This is a genomic window from Enterococcus sp. DIV1307a (genome assembly GCF_050537425.1).
GTDB classification, from domain to species: domain Bacteria; phylum Bacillota; class Bacilli; order Lactobacillales; family Enterococcaceae; genus Enterococcus; species Enterococcus faecalis.
Genome location: NZ_CP172914.1, coordinates 2,177,904 through 2,195,839, shown reverse-complemented (window position 1 = coordinate 2,195,839; position 17,936 = coordinate 2,177,904). Strand labels below are relative to the sequence as shown.

The window sequence follows — 17,936 nt, the reverse complement described above, 5'->3', positions numbered from 1 at the left end:
AGTATGTAAAGGCTTTCTAAAAGTCAACATCTTTACAAGAAATAGGCAACATTTTTTATTTTCAAAAAACTGTAAGCGTTTTACAATGTGTGAGTACTAATTAATTTGATAAAGAGAGGATGTAGTAAAATGGCAACACATTCACGGGAACGATTAGGTTCTGTCGCATTGATGCTCATGACTTTTTCAGCGGTTTTTGCCTTTCCCAGCATTGTTAACAACAGTATTCAGATTGGCCTAGCAACTATTCCAGGCTATTTATTCGGCTCTATTTTTTACTTTTTACCATTTATTCTAATGATTGCAGAATTTGCTTCTGCTAATTCTGAAAATGAATCAGGTGTTCACAGTTGGTTGGAATCTGTGTTAGGACCTAAATGGGCATTTTTAGGTGCTTGGTCGTATTTCTTTGTCAACTTGTTTTTCTTCTGTTCATTACTACCGAATACATTGATTTATGGTTCATACGCTTTTTTAGGTCAAAACGTTTTTCAAGGAAACCATAGTACTAAAATAATTGCAGTGATTTCTATTCTGTTATTTTGGTTAATGACATGGGTTTGTATTAAAGGGGTTTCGTGGATTTCGAAAGTGACTAGCTTAGCGGGTGGTGCTCGTTTATTTATGGGCGTGGCTTTTGTGGTTTTAGCCTTTGTCGTCGTGTTTGGTTTTGGCAATGAACCAGCACAAGAGTTTACCACGACGTCAATTATGCCAACTTTTAATTGGACTTTTTTCATGACGATGGCGTGGATTTTACAAGCTGTTGGCGGTGGTGAAAGTATCGGCGTATACATTAAGGATGTTAAAGGCGGCAATAAAACGTTTGTCCGCACGATGATTGGTGCGACGATTGCGGTCGGCATCATGTATATTCTTGGTGCCGTTGCTGTAGGTTTGGTAGTGCCAACGGACGTCTTAAAAGGAAACTTTTCAAATGGTATTTTTGATATCTTTAAAATTTTAGGTACGTATTTCCATATTCCCGCAGCAATGATGGTGCGCTTAGTAGGAATTATCTTATTTGTCGGAAGTCTTGGTTCTTTGGCTCTGTGGACGGCAGCACCAGTTAAAGTATTTTTCTCAGAAATTCCTGATGGGGTCTTCGGTAAGTGGCTAGTGAAAACGAACGAAGAGGGAAATCCAACCAATGCTTTGTTAGTTCAAGGAATTATTGTGACGATTTTAGTTGCCATTCCAGCATTAGGAATTGGAAATATGGATAGCTTTTTAGAAACGTTAATTAATATGACAGCTTCTACGTCATTAGTGCCTGTCTTGTTCTTGTTAATCGCCTATATTGGGCTTCGTTGGAAAAAAGAAACAATGCCGAGAAGTTTCCGCTTTGGTAATCGAACCTTTGGCTTAATTGCGGGGATTTTCTTATTAGCCATTTTTATCTTTGTATTCTTTATGTCAACTGTGCCAGATCCAAAATTAATCATGGAAGAAATCAATGGCACGTTACCGAAAGGAACCGCTAGTCCACTGGGCATGTTGGCGTATAACATCATTGGGTTAATTGTCTTTATGGGCTTTGCTTGGATTTGTTGGAAACGATATGAAACAAAAGAAAAAAATGAAGTTGGTAAAGGAGAAATGGATTATGAAGACTTGGGAAAATTATAAAGTAGATAGTATTAATCGGTTGCCTGGACGAGCACACTTTTCGAGCTTTCCCTCGAAAGAAACAGCGTTACTAAATGAAAATAAATATACACAAGCATACAAAAATTTAAACGGACGCTGGCATTTTCTTTTTTTAGAAGCGCCAGAATACAGCCCAGAAAACTTTTTTGCGACGGACTTTGATACAAGCCAAATGGATCTAATCACTGTTCCTGGAAATTGGCAAGTCCAAGGATATGGCAAAATGCATTACTCTGATTTATGGTACAATTTTCCCATTAATCCGCCGTATGTACCAACGGAAAACCCAACAGGTATTTACAAACGGACATTTGCTATAGATGAAACATTTCACGATAAAAAAATCATTTTACGTTTTTGTGGCGTAGATTCAGCTTATCATGTTTGGGTGAACGGCCATGAAGTTGGCTACAGTAAAGGTGCACGAAATGAAGCAGAATTTGACATTACGCCTTACGCTAAAATTGGTGAAACAAATGATTTAACGGTGCGAGTCTATCAATGGTCAGATGGTACGTATTTAGAGGATCAAGATATGTGGTGGTTAAGTGGTATTTTTCGTGATGTTGAATTACTCGGTGTACCAGAAAATGGGCTGGAAGATTTCTTTATTATTTCCGATTTAGATGATTCGTATCAAAATGGCCACTTGGCAATTACGGGTAAATTTTGGCAAGACAAAGGACAACAAGTTCAATTGGAGTTGATGGATCAGCAGGGAAAAACGGTTCTTAAAGAGACTGTCGCAGGAAATCAAGGTACGGTTGAATTTTCAGCAAGTTTACCGTCTGTCACTGCTTGGTCAGCTGAAAAACCATACTTGTATCAACTATTTATCACTGTTTTTTCTGAAGGGGAAGTCGTCGAAGTTATTCCGCAAAAAGTTGGTTTCAGAAATATTCATGTATCTGGTGAGACTTTCTTAGTCAATGGTGTGGCCATTAAACTAAAAGGAATGAATCGTCATGATTATAATCCGAAAAATGGTCGAGTGGTTAGTCGTAAAGAAATTGAAAAAGATATTCGTTTAATGAAACAATTTAATATTAATGCCATTCGAACCAGCCATTATCCAGCATCTGCTTATTTCTATGATTTATGCGATGAATATGGAATGTATGTGATTGATGAAACTGATTTGGAATGTCACGGCTTTGAATTAACCGGAGAATATGATTGGATTAGCAACGATCCAGAATGGGAAACGGCTTATGTTTCTCGGATGGTACGGATGATTCAACGGGATAAAAACCATCCATCAATTCTCTTTTGGTCGTTAGGAAATGAATCTGCGTTTGGTCATAACTTTATTGAAATGGCCCGTATTGCCAAAGAAATGGATCCAACACGTTTAGTTCATTATGAAGGTGATTTTGAGGCAGAGGTCACGGATGTCTATTCTACAATGTATACGTGGTTGGAACACCCAACTAGAGAATTACTGATGAATACGATTATTGAAAATTCAAAAAAACCGCATATTTTATGTGAATATTGTCATGCGATGGGGAATGGCCCTGGGAATTTAAAAGAATACCAAGAGCTATTTTATGCTCATGATAAATTACAAGGTGGCTTTATTTGGGAATGGTTTGACCATGGCATTGAATCGGTAACAGATAACGGTGAAGTTTATTATCGTTATGGCGGCGATTTCGGCGATGATCCAAGTAACAAAGATTTTTGTATTGATGGGATGTTGATGCCTGACCGTACGCCATCTCCTAGCTTGTATGAATACAAAAAAGTCATTGAACCCATTACAACTAGCGCTATTGACGTTCTGTCAGGTGAATTCTCATTATTGAGTCGGTTTGACTTTGAAAACTTGGCTATCTTTAAGCTGGTTTATACAATTACTGAAGATCAAACAGTGATTCAATCAGGGACAGTAGCAGTGCCAGCAATTGCTGCTAGAGAAGAAGGAAGACTGCACTTACCTTATCATTTAGATTTTCCTAAAAAGGCAGGAGCCGCCTATTATTTAACTCTTTCATATCAATTGAAAGAAACGACCGCCTATGCATCTGCTGGTCATGAATTAGCTACCGCACAGTTTGAATTGCCAATTGCAACACCAGGGATTGAGATCACACCAGTTGGCTCGCTAATGGCAAAGGAAATTGGCCCTCATTTATACATTGAAGGACCAAACTTTTCAATTAATTTTGATAAAGTGAAGGGCGCCTTAACGAATGTGACACGAGATGGTAAAAAATTATTGCATAAAGGGCCGAAATTTACATTTTGGCGGGCACCGATCAGTAATGATATGGAAATTATTGATGAAATGAAGAAGAAATATTTCTTACATTTAGAGCATGAAATTGTCCGTTCTTTTGAGTGGAAAAAAGTTGATGATTTTATCCAAGTCATCGTAAAAACAATTAACGGAACGACTAACAGTGCTTGGCATTATCAATGTACCTATCAGTATTTAATTGCACCAAATGGCGAAATTTTCTTCGATTTAAAAGGTAGTCCTGCTGGTAAAATTGAAAATGCGCCAGATATGTTACCACGTTTGGGTGTGACTCTCCATTTAGACAAGTCTCTATCAGAAGTAAAATATTTCGGTAAAGGGCCGAGAGAAAACTATGTAGATTCACAAGAAGCTGGTTTACTTGGCGTTTATGATGCTACAGTGGCGGAAATGTTCACTAATTATGTTGTTCCACAAGCCAATGGTAACCACATGGCGACTAAATGGTCCGCATTCACGGATGATCGCGGCCAAGGGGTAGTAGCAACAGCGGCTGATTCATATAATTTTAGTGTTTCTTATTTTGAAGAACAAGCGCTAGATGCTGCTAAGCATACCAATGAATTACAAGAAAGTGAGTATGTTGTTTTAAATATCGATTACAAACAAAACGCCCTAGGTAGCTACTCTTGTGGCCAGTGGCAATTAGAAAAATACCGGACTACGTTTGAAGAATTCCAATTGGCATTCCGCTTAACACCTTTTAATAATAAAGAGATTCAAGCAGCGGATGTCGCACATGAACGAGTAAAACGACCAACAATTTCTTAAATAAAAGCTCAGAACAGTGCACTTCGGTCTCCTGTTCTGAGCTTTTTTAATGAAATTATCAGAAATTATTGCTTTTTTTTCATGGAAACAAGCAAACTATTTTGTTATCTAATAAAAGTAGTCCATAATAGTAACATAGCGAATTATTCGCTAGATAAAGCATTTAGGAGGAATTATTTTATGCATACTTTATGGGTTTTAATCGTTGGTGCTGTTATCGGTGCTATCGCTGGCGCACTTACAAGCAAAGGTCAATCAATGGGTTGGATTGCGAATATCGTTGCCGGTTTAGTTGGTTCATTTATCGGAGAAAAAATCTTAGGTAGCTGGGGTCCTCACGTAGCAGGTATGGCAATTGTGCCATCAATTATTGGGGCAGTAATTTTAGTTGCTGTGGTTTCATTCTTCTTCGGACGAAAAAATAGCTAATTAAGTAAATAATTGTTTAATTAGTTAAAGGCACCAAGTCTCACGAATTTCGTGAAACTTGGTGCCTTTTTTTATTTTCTCGTTAATTTTACGACAACTTCACAACGAGCGGTTTGTGGAAACATATCAACAGATTGTAAATAGTCTACTTGATATACTTTGGCTAATTGAACTAAATCACGTGCTAACGTGGATACATTACAAGAAATATACACCATTTTCTTAGGTGGTTGTTTCAAAAGGGCCGTTAATAATTTACGATCCAAACCAGTCCGTGGGGGATCAACTACAATGGCATCAGGTTTAAAGCCTTCTTTGAACCATTTAGGTAATAAGTCTTCAGCTGTTCCAACAGCATAATGTGTGTTCGTAACACCAAGTCGTTTTGCATTGAATCTAGCATCGTCAATTGCGGCGGGAATGGTATCCATACCACGAACTTGATGCGCTTGTTTCGCTAAACTTAAGCCAATGGTCCCGACGCCACAATAAGCATCAACAACAGTTTCGTTTGGTTGTAAATCTAAGGCCTTGATTCCTTCATTATATAAAACTTCCGTTTGTTCTGGATTCAATTGGAAAAATGCTCGCGGCGATAAATCAAAGACAACGTCGTTAATGTGTTCTTCAATGCTTTCTTTGCCCCATAAGTGAAGGGTATCATCACCCATTACTAGAGAGGTTTTTTTATTTTGGACATTTTGCATAATAGAAACAACTTCTGGTAATTGTTCATTAATTGCGCGAACCATTTTTTCTTTTTGTGGAAATTTCTGCGATTGTGTAATGAACACTACTTGGACTTCGCCAGTTTGGATGCCCACTCGAACCATTAATGTTCGAAAGATACCACTATTTTTACGTTCATCATAAATTGGTAATTGAAATTTATTCAATAAATCAACTAATGTATTCATCACCTTGGTTGTCGCAGGCTGTTGGACCAAACAGTTATCAATCGGTACTAATTGATGTGAATCAGCTTGATAGAGACCAGCTTCTACTTGGCCATCGATTTGGCGTAATTGGAATTGGGCTTTATTTCGATAATTCCAAGGATTCTCCATCCCAATTGTTTTTCGTAGTTCATAGTTTTGATAATTGGCTGGTTTAAATTTGTTAAGTGCCTGCTTTAATAAATCTTTTTTAAAGTCTAATTGTGCTTTGTAGGCTAAATGTTGTAGTTGGCAGCCGCCACATGTTTCATAGACAGGACAAGGAGGGACCACGCGATCTTTAGCAGCTTTTTTGACAGATTGAAGGGTTCCTTCAGCAAATTTTGGTGTAACATTTGTGATCGTGGCAGTCACTTCTTCTTTCGGTAGCGCCCCAGGAACGAAAATAATTAATTTTTTATAATAGCCGATACCTTCGCCATTAATTCCTAATCGTTTAATTTTTAAAGAAATTTGTTGGCCTTTTTTTACTAGTTGTTGGGTCATATTCTTTCATCCTTTAGTCATCTCACATTTTTCACTTCCTCCCATTTTAGCACATTTTTATTTATTTGGCTTCCAAGGATTCTATGGTATAGTAGAATATATGTTCTGATTTAGAGGGGCAGGAGAATAAGATGACAACAATCACACGAATTAGTAAAGATAAAGGTGAATTTTATCTACTTTGGCTATCTTCAGGCGAAAAACTGCGTGTCTCGGAAGATATTTTAGTACGGCAGCGTCTGCTAAAAGGCCAAGAGTTATCAGATACTTTAATAGAAGAAATAAAAAAAGCCAGTTCTTATGATGTCGGGTTACAAATGGCGATGAATTATTTAAGCTATCAATTACGTTCAAAGAAAGAGATTTTTACTTATTTAAAAGAGAAAGAAATTGTACCTGAAGATCGAGTAAAAATCGTTCAACGTTTAGAAGAGCTGCGGTTGTTGGATGATGCAATTTTTAGTGAAAGTTACGTACGGACAGCTATGCGAACCAGTGATAAAGGACCACGAAATGTGGCACAACAATTAAAGCAAAAAGGCATTAGTGAAGAAGATATTCAGCATGGCTTGACCTTTTATACGTTAGATGAACAGCTTAATGTTGCCACAGCAACTGCAGAAAAAGCCATGAAACGCTATCGAACTAAAAGTTTTAAAGATGCACTTCAGAAAACGCGTCTGCATCTGATGCAAAAGGGCTTTACAAATGAAATCATTGATCTAGCTTTGGAATCTTTAGCTTTTGAAAAGGACGAAGAACAAGAACAACAAGCGTTAAACAAGGAAGGCGAACGTTTATGGCGTGCTAATCAGCGATTTGATTTTTCTAAAAAAGTCCAAAAAGTCAAACAAAGCTTATTCCAAAAAGGGTTTGACTATGATTTGATTCAGCAATTTATTAGCGAAAAGGAAGTAGAACATGACGAATAAAGAGCCTTGGGAGGCGTGGAGTCCCGAAAAAGTTAGTTCATTCCAGGAAGATTTTTTAGCTTGGTATGAACGAGAAAAACGCAATTTACCTTGGCGAGCGAATACAGATGCATATCGTATTTGGATTTCTGAAATTATGCTACAACAAACTCGCGTAGATACAGTCATTGATTATTTTTATCGATTTATGGAATGGTTTCCGACGATTCAAGATTTAGCGGAAGCGCCAGATGATAAGTTGTTGAAAGCTTGGGAAGGGTTAGGTTACTATTCACGAGCGCGTAATTTAAAAGTGGCAGCGCAACAGATTGTTTCAGAATTTGGTGGGAAAATGCCTGACACAATCGAAGATATTCGGAGTTTAAAAGGAATCGGCCCCTATACAGCTGGTGCGATTGGCAGTATTGCCTTTAATCTCCCCGAACCAGCAATTGACGGTAACGTCATGCGGGTAGTGAGCCGTTTATTTGAAGTTGATGCAGATATTGCAAAAGCGAGTAGTCGTAAAGTATTTGAAGCGGCGATGCTTAAAATCATCGATCGTGAGCGTCCAGGGGATTTTAATCAAGCCTTAATGGATCTAGGATCAGCCGTCTGCACCCCAACTTCCCCTAAGTGTGAAAGCTGTCCGCTTCAGCAATATTGTGCGGCCTATCAGGCAGATAAAATGACCGCTTATCCAGTCAAATCAAAAAAAGTTAAGCCGAAAGATGTGTATTATGTCGGCACTATTATTGAAAATAAAAAGCAAGAATTTTTATTAGAACAACGCCCTGAAACCGGTTTGTTAGCCAATATGTGGCTGTTTCCGATTGAAGAAATTAGCAAAAAACAATTTCAACAATTGCAAAAAATGGCGCAACCAGTAGAAACGGAAAAACAATTAACTTTAGAGTTAGATCCTGTAACAGAGCCTTTGGTTGCTGAAGAACCTGTCAGCTTTTTTACGGACTATGAAACAGTTGTCTGGCAAAAACGTGCCTTAGGCGAAGTCGTTCATATTTTCAGTCATTTGAAATGGCATATCTTAGTCTTTTATGGCCGAAATACAGGCGAATTAGCCACACTAGAGTCGCAGCGATGGGTGGCAGCACAACAATTTTCGGACTATGTTTTTCCAAAACCACAGCAAAAAATGGTGGAATTGTTCAAAAAAGAACACAAAAATAAATAACAAAAAAGAGAGACTTTTAAACAAACAAGCCTCTCTTTTTTGTTTCCTCTAGGTTATACCCCTATATAAATTCTGCTATGTTTAGTTTTGAAGGGGACTGGTAAGATAGACTTGTCTCTTGTCTGCTTAGAGGAGTAGTAATGATGGTGGAGACTTTTCAAGAGAGAGGAAGTACAGCCAATGAGTAGGAAGCGAAAAATCAGCTTAATTAGTTTAGTCATCATTTTGTTTTTTGTCACAGTCGGCTCAGCATACTTTGCTGTAGCGGGTAGCTATTTAAAGAAAACAATTGATAAAGGCTATGTTCCCATAAAAAATGATTATAATGAAGCGCAAAATAAAGATAGTCAATCGTTTTTGATTATGGGGCTAGACAATACAATTGAACGGAAATTAGGCACAACTAGGACTGATGCTATGATGGTGATTACCGTGAATAACAAGACGAAGAAAATAACCTATTTAAGTTTGCCACGGGATAGTTTTGTGCAAATTGATGCGAAAAATTACCAAGGGATGCAGCGAATTGAAGCCGCCTATACCTACGATGGACCAACAGCTTCTGTTAACACAGTTGAGAAATTATTGAATATTCCAATCAATCATTACGTTGTGTTTAACTTTTTATCTTTTATTAAGTTAATTGATGCGGTTGGTGGCATAGATGTCAATGTCAAGCAGGCGTTTGATGGTGTCACCAAAGACGGGCCAGGATCCATTCATTTTGATGCAGGGAAACAGCATTTAGATGGTACGAAAGCTTTATCTTATGCCCGTGAAAGACATAGCGATAACGATATTATGCGTGGATTCCGACAACAAGAAATTATTCAAGCAGTTGAAGACAAGTTGAAATCTGGTCAATCAATCATGAAAATAATGGACATTATTGATTCGTTAAATGGAAACATTCAAACTGATGTGGATTCCAATGAATTGACTCATTTAGTCAAAGAAGGTTTGACTTGGACCAATTATGATAAACAACAGCTTTCTTTTGACTGGCGCACTTTTAGTAATGAAGGGCGCAGTATGGTTGAACTATATCCAGATAGTATTGAAAATGTCCGTCATCAATTACGTGTGTCTTTAAATTTAGAAAAGCCAGATGAACGAGATCAAGACGGCTATGTCTTCCATACGAACGGTGAATTTTTATATCAAAGTGATTATACCGTTCAAGATGAATCAGCTGAGGAAAACGAAATGACTTCCATCAACGGCAATACGTATATTGGTGTTCCTGGCAATACACAGACCGGCCCGTTGCCATCAGTTAAAACGGAAAATGGCTTTATAAAATAATTTATTTTCCAAGTGTAGAAAATCCGAACATAACAGATTAAATAATCCGCTTACTTATTATTCTTCTAAGGAAAAAACGAAGGATTTTAGCAAGGAAACAGCGTATCATTTGATATAAACCCAACATTCCCTTTATAATGAGAGTAACAAGCAAATTTTTGTTACTTAGAAGGGGAAGGGAGCAAGGAGTTATGTTTAGTTATACAGATACCATTTTGTCAATTATGCAAAGAATTGAAGTATACAACGAAATTTTCAAAGCCATCTCTAAAGAAGTTCAAGAATACGGTTGTAATCAGGCTGCACATCGGAGAGGCCGTGACACTTATATGTTTTGCCGAAATAATGTGAATCGTTTTTTTACAGAAGAAATGATGTTTCGTAAAAATTTAGAGCCGTATTATGATAAAGAAGCAACGAAAATCTTGCTAGAAGGATTAGATACGTATAAAGAAGGAGTATTTTTCTGGTTAGAGGCATTAAGTGAATCTTGCCAAGTGATAGATGAATTGAAATATCAATTAGGAATCCGCCAAAAAGAATCCTCTTATTTATTAATTAATCAAGCTTGTAAAGAAGCCTGTGAGGGCATTCAAAGCGCTCATAGTGTTCATAAGATGTAAAAAGTTAGGGATAGCTGTCAATCTGGCAGTTATCCCTAACTTTTTTATTTCAATATCATCTGATAAGCATAACGTTCGCCATCGTTAACATCTAAAATCACGTCACCTTGATAAACAAAGCCAGCTTTTTTAATCAGGTGCTGCATAGCGAGATTTTGTGGATGTGTATCAATTCGAATATCAGTAGCACCTTGCAAACGAGCGGCTGTAACCAGTGAGCGCAAAAGCACCAAGGCCAGTCCTTGACCTTGAAAGGAACTTTTTAGAGCAACACGATGAATTGCCGTATACGTAGCTTGAGAATGAGGTTGCCAAGAACCATTAAAAATCGCTTCATAAGCAGGATCAATCTCCGAACATAAAACACCAACGCCTGCCAAGGCATCCTCAACCATTAAAATATAGCAAGTTTGCTGGTCGATATCTTTTGCTAAAATTTCTTGATTCGGGCCATCGCCGTTTTGCCATTGGGGAATGCCACTTTTTTGTAAGGTGCGGCGTCCATCTTCAATGATAGCAAGGATGTCAGGCAAATCAGAAGGTTCTGCTTTTCTTAAGTAAACAGTCAAAAAATATTCCCTCCTCTTAGAACCCTGTCGTTGTTTTCAATTGGTAAATTTTTGAAGGGCGGCCAATGCCAACGGGACGTTCACCTAACTCTTCAAAATATTGTGTCATGGCTTTTTTAAAATTTGAATGGTCAATGCTGCGATAATCAACGCCGAGGAACTTCGCAAAAACTTTACGGGCTTCCGTAATGGTGAAATCTTTTCCTAAGACTTGAAGCACTTGCGGTTCATGTTCCATCTTATCAACAACACGATTAAACGCCTTAATTATAATTTCACTATGGTCGAAGGCTAATGTATCTTTACCAAGAGAGGCCGCTGTTTTCAAGTCTAAAGTAATTTCCACATCTTCATGAGATAACGTGATGTGTTGACCATGCCGTTCAAGATTGAACCAATGGACTTCTTTGGCATCGTCGCCAGCAATTAAAGGTTCTTCACCAATAAAGGCTAAATAGCTGACTGTCACGACCCAGCCACGAGGATCTCGATCTGGGCGACTAAAGCTGTGTAATTGTTCAATATTTTCTTGAGAAATCACCACACCAGTTTCCTCTTTTGTTTCTCTTAAAACACTATCTTCAGTAGATTCGTTACGATTAACAAAACCGCCAGGAAGCGCCCATGAGTTTCTAAAGGGGTGACCTTTACGTTGAATCAGTAAGACTTTTAATTGATCAGCTTCCTTGTTGTAACAAAGAAGAACCATATCAACGGTTAAAGAGGGTTTTTCATATTCAGGTAATTCTTGTTGATGATACCAAGTTAAAAACTCTGCTAAGCTAGCTTGGCGTTCATAATAATTTTTTTCTTCGGCTTTAGAAGCAAATTGTGGCACAATTGCTCCTCCTTTCAAAAAGAAACATGGTTTTCTTTTATTGTATCATTAAGTGGCTGAAATACAATATTCAAGCGTAAAAAGAAAAGCAAGCCTGGGACAAAAATCACTTTGGATTTTTGTCCCAAGCTTCTACTATAAGAAGTTTGTTCTAAACGTTGTTTATTGTGTTAATTCTAATAATTTATTTTTCAAATCTTCTTCCATATGGCCAAGTTCGATCTCGGCAGCTTGGCGTTTTTCTTTTCCTTCTTGTTGAATACGTAATGTTTCTTGGATAGTTTCAATTAAATCATTTTGTGTTTTTTGTAATGTTTCAATATCGACTAGGCCACGTTCGTTTTCTTTTGCTGTTTCAATTGCAGAAATTTTTAGCATTTCTGAATTTTTCTTCAGTAAGTCATTGGTGGTTTCAGAGACTTGACGTTGAGCAGTCACAGCATCTTTTTGACGGAGTAAGGTCAAGGCGATGACTACTTGGTTTTTCCATAACGGAATCGCTGTATTCACCGATGATTGAATTTTCTCAGCCAAAGCTTGGTTAGTATTTTGGATTAAACGAATTTGTGGGGCTTGTTGAATCGTAATTTGACGAGCCAAGCGTAAATCATGGGTTCTTTTTTCTAAACGGTCTAGGAATTGGTTATAATCATTAACAATTTGGACATCCATTTGATCTCCAGATTCTTCCGCTTTTTTCATGGCTTCAGGAATAATTTGCGTCCGTAGTTCTTCTGCTTTTAATTCCCCAGCGGCAATATAGATGTTTAAGGCATCAAAATAATCTTTATTTTTTTGATACAATTGATCTAACATGGCATTATCTTTTAAAAGACCATCTTTTTCATGGGTTAATTTGACAGCAATTTTGTCAATTTGCGCACCAATTTTTTGATATTTGGCGGTAATTTCGTAAACGGATTGTTTGACTTTACCTAACATTTTTTGAATAAAGTTGCCTTCGCCAGCACGTAATTCATTGGGATTGGCTTCATTTAAACGAAACATTAAATCGGTCAGTGAATCACCAACAGGACCAATGTCTTGTGCTTGAACGTGGTTTAACATCGCTTGCGAAAATTCGCCAAGTTTGATTTGGGCATTTGAACCATAGGTAATTACTGCTTGTGAATCTTGGACGTCAATTTTTGAAGCTAACTCTTTTGCTTGGGCTTGACGTTCTTGTGGTAATTTATCAATTAAACGAGGAGCTGCTTGCTGTTCTTTTAACTCAGATAGTTCATTTTGTTGCGTTGGTGTTAGTTCATCCATTGATGAAAATGGATTACTTAATAAATCGTCCAATGTATTGGTTACAGATGTTGTTTCTTTGGGTTGTTGCTCAGTCATTTTTTTTCCTCCCTAATGATTATTGCTGGTCTTCGTTTACTTGAGGTGATTCCTCAGTTGCAGCTTTTTGCGACAAGCTGCTTTTAGCGATCGACATTTCGACATCTAAATCGTCTAAGTCATCGGAAACGATTTCCTCATAATCATTTTTAACTAATTTTGACAATTGGTCAATGATTTGTGCGCTTTCTTCTAATTTTTCATACGTTTGTTTGTTTTTTACTTCATGTTGTTCGATTTCTAAATGTTTACTTGTTAAGTCAACGATATTTGGTAAATGTGTATAGAGAAAGTGATTGGCTAAGTGTAACTTTTTAGGTTCTTTCACTAACTCTTTAAACAGAGCTTTAGAAACCTTCGTTGTATCATTACGTAAGTCAATCGCCCGTAATTTAGTTGAACGATTCATGTTTTCTTGTAATTGTATGATTTGTTTTTTGGCTGTGCTCATTGTACTTCTGAAAAAATCAATTTCTTGTGGAGATAACCCCAACTCACGATAATGGGCTTCTTTATCTTTCGTTAAGTAAGGCATTTGATCGCTTTTGTCGGCGGCATTTTTCTTTTTTCGATAGAGAACGAATACTAAAAAGCCTACCAGAATCACAAAAGCGAAGAAGCCATATTCTCTAGCGACAGCAATGATTAAGGCTCCTAAAAGAATATAGCCAATCAGTAATTTTGTATTTAATTTGTTCATTTATATAGTTCCTCCTATCTATCTAATCCTCGAAAGAGTCAGCTCTCGTTACAATAGTTATTTTAGCATACTCTGTGAGAGAAAAGACATACAGCGGAAGATGTATTTTATGATTTAGTGAAATCCTAAGAAAAAAAGTATAAAACGCAAAAAAAGACCCGTCCTAATTGGGGGTAGGACGGGAAAGGAGTTAAAAATGAAAAAGTGTTTTGTTAGGGTTGTTTGTTGGTATGCTTAAATAATACAAGGAAGTTGTGAATTTTTTATGTCTATTTTTTTTCGAAAATGTAATTTTTTTCTAAAGCAATAAATTTTTTTCTTTGAAAAGGGTTTAACTAGAGAAGAAGGGGTGCGATTTTTATCATTTTAGGGTATGATAAACAAGAAAGGTTGGTGAAAGATATGTTAAATTATGAGGACTTCGAAGAAAAAACACTTCAACGTCGAGAAATTTTTAAAGGAAAGATTATTGATGTTTTTTTGGATGACGTGGCTTTACCGACAGGCGGCACAGCTAAACGCGAATTGGTTTTTCATTCAGGCGCAGTAGCTATGATTCCGTTAACCGCAGAAGGAAAAATCGTCTTAGTTAAACAATTTAGAAAACCCTTGGAACAAGTGATTTTAGAGATTCCGGCGGGAAAAATTGATCCTGGAGAAGAAAATCAACTGGAAACGACGGCTATGCGGGAATTAGAAGAAGAAACTGGGTATCGTGCAGGTCAGCTCACCTACATAAATTCAATGTATCTGTCACCAGGATTTGCTAATGAAAAATTGGCTCTCTATTTGGCAACGGATTTGCAGAAAGTCGAAAATCCACGTCCTCAAGATGAAGATGAAATCTTGGAACTTTACGAGCTAACAATAGCTGAAGCCAAAGCAGAAGTGGCAAAGGGCACGATTTGTGATGCCAAAACACTTTTTGCTATACAATACTGGGAATTGTATTTACTGCAGAGACAGTTTAAGGAGGACACGCAATGAGCAAAGGTCCGTTAGTCACTCGGACAGAGCTTCGCAAACGCAGAGAAGCAGAAGAAAAAGAAGCAGAACGTCGTCAGCAGGAAGAACAGAAGCTGGCGGAAAAAGCGTATAAGCGAAAAGAAAAAGAAATTTCGACGTTTTATCGTAAAGAAAAGAAAAAACAAAAACCAATCAACAAGTCACGAGTAGGAGAATACTCGAAGCGTCGAGAACGGAGTACTTGGTTAAACAAGGCAATTATTATTGTAGCGATTTTATTAGCCGTTGTGGCGTATATCGTTTTGAATTTATAGAAAAGAGGAATCACTATGAAAATTGGAATTATTGGAGCAATGGATCAAGAGGTCAAAATTCTAAAAGAAAAATTGACAGACACGATGTCATGGGAACGAGCAGGCGCTTTATTTGTTTCTGGTTCGTTAGGAAGACATGAGGTGATTGTGGTTCGTTCAGGAATTGGTAAAGTGGCCTCAGCTGTGACCACGACTTTATTGATTCATCAATATGGCGTAAATATGGTGATTAATACAGGTTCTGCTGGTGGTATCGGTGAAGGACTAAAAGTTGGCGATTTAGTCATTGCAGACAAATTAGCTTACTTTGATGTTGATGTCACTGGTTTTGGTTATGCCTATGGACAATTGCCTGGTGGTGTGCCTTTGTATTTTGAAACAAGTGAATACTTGCGGATGGAAATTGCGAAAGCCGCTGAAAAAACTGGTTTAGCTATTCGTAAAGGATTGATTGTTACTGGAGATACTTTTGTGGATAGTGCTGAGAAAATCGCCAAAATTAAGAAAGAGTTTCCTGAAGCCTTAGCTTGTGAAATGGAAGGCGCAGCAATTGGCCAAGCGGCTTCACAGTTCAATATTCCATTCTTAGTTGTACGGGCAATGAGTGATACAGCAGATGGCGAAGCAACTCAAAGCTTTGACGAATTCATCGATGAAGCTGGGAAAAAATCAGCCGAAATGGTTATTCATTTTGTCGAGAACTTAGTTTAAAAAGAGAAAGAAACAACCATCATTTCATCAATGAAATGATGGTTGTTTCTTTTTGCTTATTGTCATTTAATGAAAGGTTTTTAAATACTGTTCTTTTTGTTTACGCGTTAATTTTTTAAAGGCGGCTTCGGCTTTGGTGGCCGCGCTACGTGTTTCAAATTTCTCTGTATGAATCATTTTGACTGGGCGGCGTTTGGCTAACCGTGTATATTTTGCACCAGTTCCGCTATTATGTTCGGTTAATCGACGTTCTGGCTCAGTTGTATAGCCACCGTAAAAGGAACCATCTTGGCAAAGTAAAACATAAAAATAATGGGATTTCTTATTCTCCATACAGCATAGCCTTCATTTCTGCTTCGTATTCGTTCTTCTCATTGTATGTAAAAAGAGGTGGTAACACACGAAAACCGTCTTTTTTGCCTTGCTTAATGCCTTCAATTAGTAAAACATTGGCTTCTTTGCCTGGCTTCGGATAAACAAACCGAGCTTTTTTCGGCGCAATATTGGCGTTTTCCATGGCATGTAAAATATCAAGGAAACGATCAGGTCGATGAACCATTGCGAGGCGACCATTTGTTTTTAATAAATCCGCCGACACAGTGACCACTTCTTGAAGAGACGTGTGAATTTCATGACGGGCAATCGCTAAGTGCGGGTTTGGATTTTTTTGGCTAGTTGGTCGTTCTTTAAAGTATGGGGGATTACATAGTACTAAATCGACAGAATCTTTTTTGATGACCTCTGTCGCTTGTTTTAAATCACGTTCATACATCGTTACTTGTTTTTCCAATTTATTTAATAGAATACTTCGTTGACCCATATCCGCCAAACGAGGTTGTAATTCGATTTGGTCGATCATTGCAGCTGTTTTCCGACTAACGAAGAGGCCGACCGCGCCATTGCCAGCACATAAATCGACAATCTTGCCTTTTTTTGGTAGTTGCGGAAAATTAGCCAATAAGACTGCATCAATGGAAAAAGAAAAGACTTCTTTGCTTTGAATAATTTGAATATCATCCGCATATAATTGATCAATCCGTTCGCCGGATAATAACATAGATTAAGAACCTCCAACTTTTCATCTGATTGTTCATGTATTATACTACTTTTAAACCCGTATGACAAAATCTGTTCCCTAGATTAGTAGGGACATGTTATTTCTCTAATTGATAGACGTAAAAAAAGCTTGTCAAAAGGTAGAGCTTTCGGCATACTAGAAAGCGGAGAGAAGAAAGGAAGAAAATTATGTTTTTTACATTTATGCGTGGCGTGGTTCGCGTCATTTTATTTGTGATTAATGGAAATGCACATTATGAAAATAAAGAAAAATTACCAAAAGACCAAAACTATGTCTTAGTTGCGCCGCATCGAACATGGTGGGAACCGCTGTATTTAGCTGTTGCTGGCAGTCCTAAGAAGTTTAGCTTTATGGCAAAAAAAGAGTTGTTTAAAAATCCTGTTTTACGTTTCATTTTAAAACATGCGAATGCGTTTCCGGTGGATCGTGAGAAGCCCGGTCCCAGCGCGATTAAAACACCTGTCAAAATTTTAAAAAATTCTGATTTAAGTTTGATTATGTTCCCCAGTGGCACGCGTCATTCCTCAGAATTAAAAGGTGGGGTAGCCTTGATTGCTAAAATGGGGCGAGTACCTATCGTGCCATCTGTTTATCAAGGTCCGTTAACTTTAAAAGAGTTGTTTAAACGTAAAAAAGTAACGGTTCGTTTTGGGGAGCCAATCGATATTAGCGATATTAAAAAAATGGATAAAGACGGTTTAGCTGAAGTGGAACGTCGGATGCAAGAAGCATTTGATCAGTTAGATAAAGAAATTGATCCAACTTTTAAATATGAATCAACGGAGAAAGAATAAAACAAACCGCTACAGAATAGAAATGTT

The 17,936-nt window shown here is 37.5% G+C and carries 18 protein-coding genes; 11 read left to right on the top strand and 7 right to left on the bottom strand.

Going from position 1 to position 17,936, the window contains the following annotated elements:
- The first annotated feature begins 129 nt into the window (after positions 1-129).
- The 3 genes from IGL90_RS10585 to IGL90_RS10575 all read left to right on the top strand — a co-directional run bounded on the left by IGL90_RS10585 (position 130) and on the right by IGL90_RS10575 (position 5,113).
- Positions 130-1,629, top strand: coding sequence for an amino acid permease (locus IGL90_RS10585; protein WP_002359464.1), 1,500 nt, complete (start codon positions 130-132; stop codon positions 1,627-1,629).
- Positions 1,562-4,684 carry a beta-galactosidase subunit alpha gene (ebgA, locus tag IGL90_RS10580; protein WP_161796748.1) on the top strand — a complete coding sequence of 1,041 codons (3,123 nt, stop codon included), beginning with the start codon at positions 1,562-1,564 and terminating at the stop codon, positions 4,682-4,684. The genes IGL90_RS10585 and ebgA overlap by 68 nt, the downstream gene beginning before the upstream one ends.
- A gap of 180 nt (positions 4,685-4,864) precedes the next feature.
- Entirely contained in the window at positions 4,865-5,113 is a 249-nt protein-coding gene (locus IGL90_RS10575; protein ID WP_002356434.1) for a GlsB/YeaQ/YmgE family stress response membrane protein, read from the top strand.
- Positions 5,114-5,184: 71 nt separating this feature from the next.
- Here IGL90_RS10575 and rlmD read toward each other — a convergent pair whose 3' ends face one another.
- A complete protein-coding gene (rlmD, locus tag IGL90_RS10570; protein WP_016634575.1) occupies positions 5,185-6,555 on the bottom strand; it encodes a 23S rRNA (uracil(1939)-C(5))-methyltransferase RlmD in 1,371 nt (456 codons plus the stop codon).
- Positions 6,556-6,686: 131 nt separating this feature from the next.
- On the opposite strand from rlmD, the gene recX reads away from it, so the two are divergent.
- The 4 genes from recX to IGL90_RS10550 all read left to right on the top strand — a co-directional run bounded on the left by recX (position 6,687) and on the right by IGL90_RS10550 (position 10,589).
- Entirely contained in the window at positions 6,687-7,487 is an 801-nt protein-coding gene (gene recX, locus IGL90_RS10565; protein WP_002356439.1) for a recombination regulator RecX, read from the top strand.
- A complete protein-coding gene (mutY, locus tag IGL90_RS10560; RefSeq protein ID WP_048737895.1) occupies positions 7,477-8,661 on the top strand; it encodes an A/G-specific adenine glycosylase in 1,185 nt (394 codons plus the stop codon). The genes recX and mutY overlap by 11 nt, the downstream gene beginning before the upstream one ends.
- A 180-nt stretch (positions 8,662-8,841) precedes the next feature.
- Complete coding sequence (locus IGL90_RS10555) at positions 8,842-9,966, top strand: LCP family protein (RefSeq protein WP_048737897.1); 1,125 nt, start codon at positions 8,842-8,844, stop codon at positions 9,964-9,966.
- Between the two features lie 137 nt (positions 9,967-10,103).
- On the top strand, positions 10,104-10,589 hold the full coding sequence (locus IGL90_RS10550) for a hypothetical protein (protein ID WP_161796749.1): 486 nt from the start codon (positions 10,104-10,106) through the stop codon (positions 10,587-10,589).
- Positions 10,590-10,633: 44 nt separating this feature from the next.
- Here IGL90_RS10550 and IGL90_RS10545 read toward each other — a convergent pair whose 3' ends face one another.
- The 4 genes from IGL90_RS10545 to IGL90_RS10530 form a co-directional block, all read right to left on the bottom strand.
- Positions 10,634-11,158 carry a GNAT family N-acetyltransferase gene (locus IGL90_RS10545; protein ID WP_010827689.1) on the bottom strand — a complete coding sequence of 175 codons (525 nt, stop codon included), beginning with the start codon at positions 11,156-11,158 and terminating at the stop codon, positions 10,634-10,636.
- A gap of 16 nt (positions 11,159-11,174) precedes the next feature.
- Complete coding sequence (locus tag IGL90_RS10540; protein WP_002384084.1) at positions 11,175-12,014, bottom strand: NUDIX domain-containing protein; 840 nt, start codon at positions 12,012-12,014, stop codon at positions 11,175-11,177.
- A 144-nt stretch (positions 12,015-12,158) separates the two neighbouring features.
- Positions 12,159-13,346, bottom strand: coding sequence for a toxic anion resistance protein (locus IGL90_RS10535; RefSeq protein WP_002356447.1), 1,188 nt, complete (start codon positions 13,344-13,346; stop codon positions 12,159-12,161).
- Between the two features lie 19 nt (positions 13,347-13,365).
- The gene (locus IGL90_RS10530; protein WP_002356448.1) at positions 13,366-14,046 is read right to left on the bottom strand and encodes a 5-bromo-4-chloroindolyl phosphate hydrolysis family protein; all 681 of its coding nucleotides are present in this window, start codon (positions 14,044-14,046) and stop codon (positions 13,366-13,368) included.
- A 402-nt stretch (positions 14,047-14,448) separates the two neighbouring features.
- Between IGL90_RS10530 and IGL90_RS10525 the strand changes: the two genes are divergently transcribed.
- Genes IGL90_RS10525 through IGL90_RS10515 form a run of 3 tightly spaced genes read left to right on the top strand, consistent with a single transcriptional unit; the run spans position 14,449 to position 16,037 of the window.
- Complete coding sequence (locus tag IGL90_RS10525) at positions 14,449-15,033, top strand: NUDIX hydrolase (RefSeq protein WP_002356449.1); 585 nt, start codon at positions 14,449-14,451, stop codon at positions 15,031-15,033.
- Positions 15,030-15,326 carry a cell wall synthase accessory phosphoprotein MacP gene (macP, locus tag IGL90_RS10520; RefSeq protein ID WP_002356451.1) on the top strand — a complete coding sequence of 99 codons (297 nt, stop codon included), beginning with the start codon at positions 15,030-15,032 and terminating at the stop codon, positions 15,324-15,326. The genes IGL90_RS10525 and macP overlap by 4 nt, the downstream gene beginning before the upstream one ends.
- Positions 15,327-15,341: 15 nt before the next feature.
- Positions 15,342-16,037: a 5'-methylthioadenosine/adenosylhomocysteine nucleosidase gene (locus tag IGL90_RS10515; protein ID WP_002356454.1), complete on the top strand. Its 696-nt coding sequence runs from the start codon at positions 15,342-15,344 to the stop codon at positions 16,035-16,037.
- Positions 16,038-16,103: 66 nt separating this feature from the next.
- Here the strand turns inward: IGL90_RS10515 and IGL90_RS10510 are convergent, their stop codons facing one another.
- On the bottom strand, positions 16,104-16,370 hold the full coding sequence (locus IGL90_RS10510; RefSeq protein ID WP_002356455.1) for a GIY-YIG nuclease family protein: 267 nt from the start codon (positions 16,368-16,370) through the stop codon (positions 16,104-16,106).
- The gene (locus IGL90_RS10505) at positions 16,360-17,094 is read right to left on the bottom strand and encodes a tRNA1(Val) (adenine(37)-N6)-methyltransferase (protein WP_010821789.1); all 735 of its coding nucleotides are present in this window, start codon (positions 17,092-17,094) and stop codon (positions 16,360-16,362) included. Before IGL90_RS10505 ends, IGL90_RS10510 begins: the two co-directional genes overlap by 11 nt.
- A gap of 188 nt (positions 17,095-17,282) precedes the next feature.
- Between IGL90_RS10505 and IGL90_RS10500 the strand changes: the two genes are divergently transcribed.
- Positions 17,283-17,909, top strand: coding sequence for a lysophospholipid acyltransferase family protein (locus IGL90_RS10500; RefSeq protein WP_002356461.1), 627 nt, complete (start codon positions 17,283-17,285; stop codon positions 17,907-17,909).
- Positions 17,910-17,936 lie beyond the last annotated feature (27 nt).

What these genes read in the sequence shown, in the direction of transcription:
- IGL90_RS10585 (WP_002359464.1), top strand. Translation starts at nt 130, where the DNA reads ATGGCAACACATTCACGGGAACGATTAGGTTCTGTCGCATTGATGCTC.
- ebgA (WP_161796748.1), top strand. Translation starts at nt 1,562, where the DNA reads ATGAAACAAAAGAAAAAAATGAAGTTGGTAAAGGAGAAATGGATTATG.
- IGL90_RS10575 (WP_002356434.1), top strand. Translation starts at nt 4,865, where the DNA reads ATGCATACTTTATGGGTTTTAATCGTTGGTGCTGTTATCGGTGCTATC.
- rlmD (WP_016634575.1), bottom strand. Translation starts at nt 6,555, where the DNA reads ATGACCCAACAACTAGTAAAAAAAGGCCAACAAATTTCTTTAAAAATT.
- recX (WP_002356439.1), top strand. Translation starts at nt 6,687, where the DNA reads ATGACAACAATCACACGAATTAGTAAAGATAAAGGTGAATTTTATCTA.
- mutY (WP_048737895.1), top strand. Translation starts at nt 7,477, where the DNA reads ATGACGAATAAAGAGCCTTGGGAGGCGTGGAGTCCCGAAAAAGTTAGT.
- IGL90_RS10555 (WP_048737897.1), top strand. Translation starts at nt 8,842, where the DNA reads ATGAGTAGGAAGCGAAAAATCAGCTTAATTAGTTTAGTCATCATTTTG.
- IGL90_RS10550 (WP_161796749.1), top strand. Translation starts at nt 10,104, where the DNA reads ATGAGAGTAACAAGCAAATTTTTGTTACTTAGAAGGGGAAGGGAGCAA.
- IGL90_RS10535 (WP_002356447.1), bottom strand. Translation starts at nt 13,346, where the DNA reads ATGACTGAGCAACAACCCAAAGAAACAACATCTGTAACCAATACATTG.
- IGL90_RS10530 (WP_002356448.1), bottom strand. Translation starts at nt 14,046, where the DNA reads ATGAACAAATTAAATACAAAATTACTGATTGGCTATATTCTTTTAGGA.
- IGL90_RS10525 (WP_002356449.1), top strand. Translation starts at nt 14,449, where the DNA reads ATGTTAAATTATGAGGACTTCGAAGAAAAAACACTTCAACGTCGAGAA.
- macP (WP_002356451.1), top strand. Translation starts at nt 15,030, where the DNA reads ATGAGCAAAGGTCCGTTAGTCACTCGGACAGAGCTTCGCAAACGCAGA.
- IGL90_RS10515 (WP_002356454.1), top strand. Translation starts at nt 15,342, where the DNA reads ATGAAAATTGGAATTATTGGAGCAATGGATCAAGAGGTCAAAATTCTA.
- IGL90_RS10510 (WP_002356455.1), bottom strand. Translation starts at nt 16,370, where the DNA reads ATGGAGAATAAGAAATCCCATTATTTTTATGTTTTACTTTGCCAAGAT.
- IGL90_RS10505 (WP_010821789.1), bottom strand. Translation starts at nt 17,094, where the DNA reads ATGTTATTATCCGGCGAACGGATTGATCAATTATATGCGGATGATATT.
- IGL90_RS10500 (WP_002356461.1), top strand. Translation starts at nt 17,283, where the DNA reads ATGTTTTTTACATTTATGCGTGGCGTGGTTCGCGTCATTTTATTTGTG.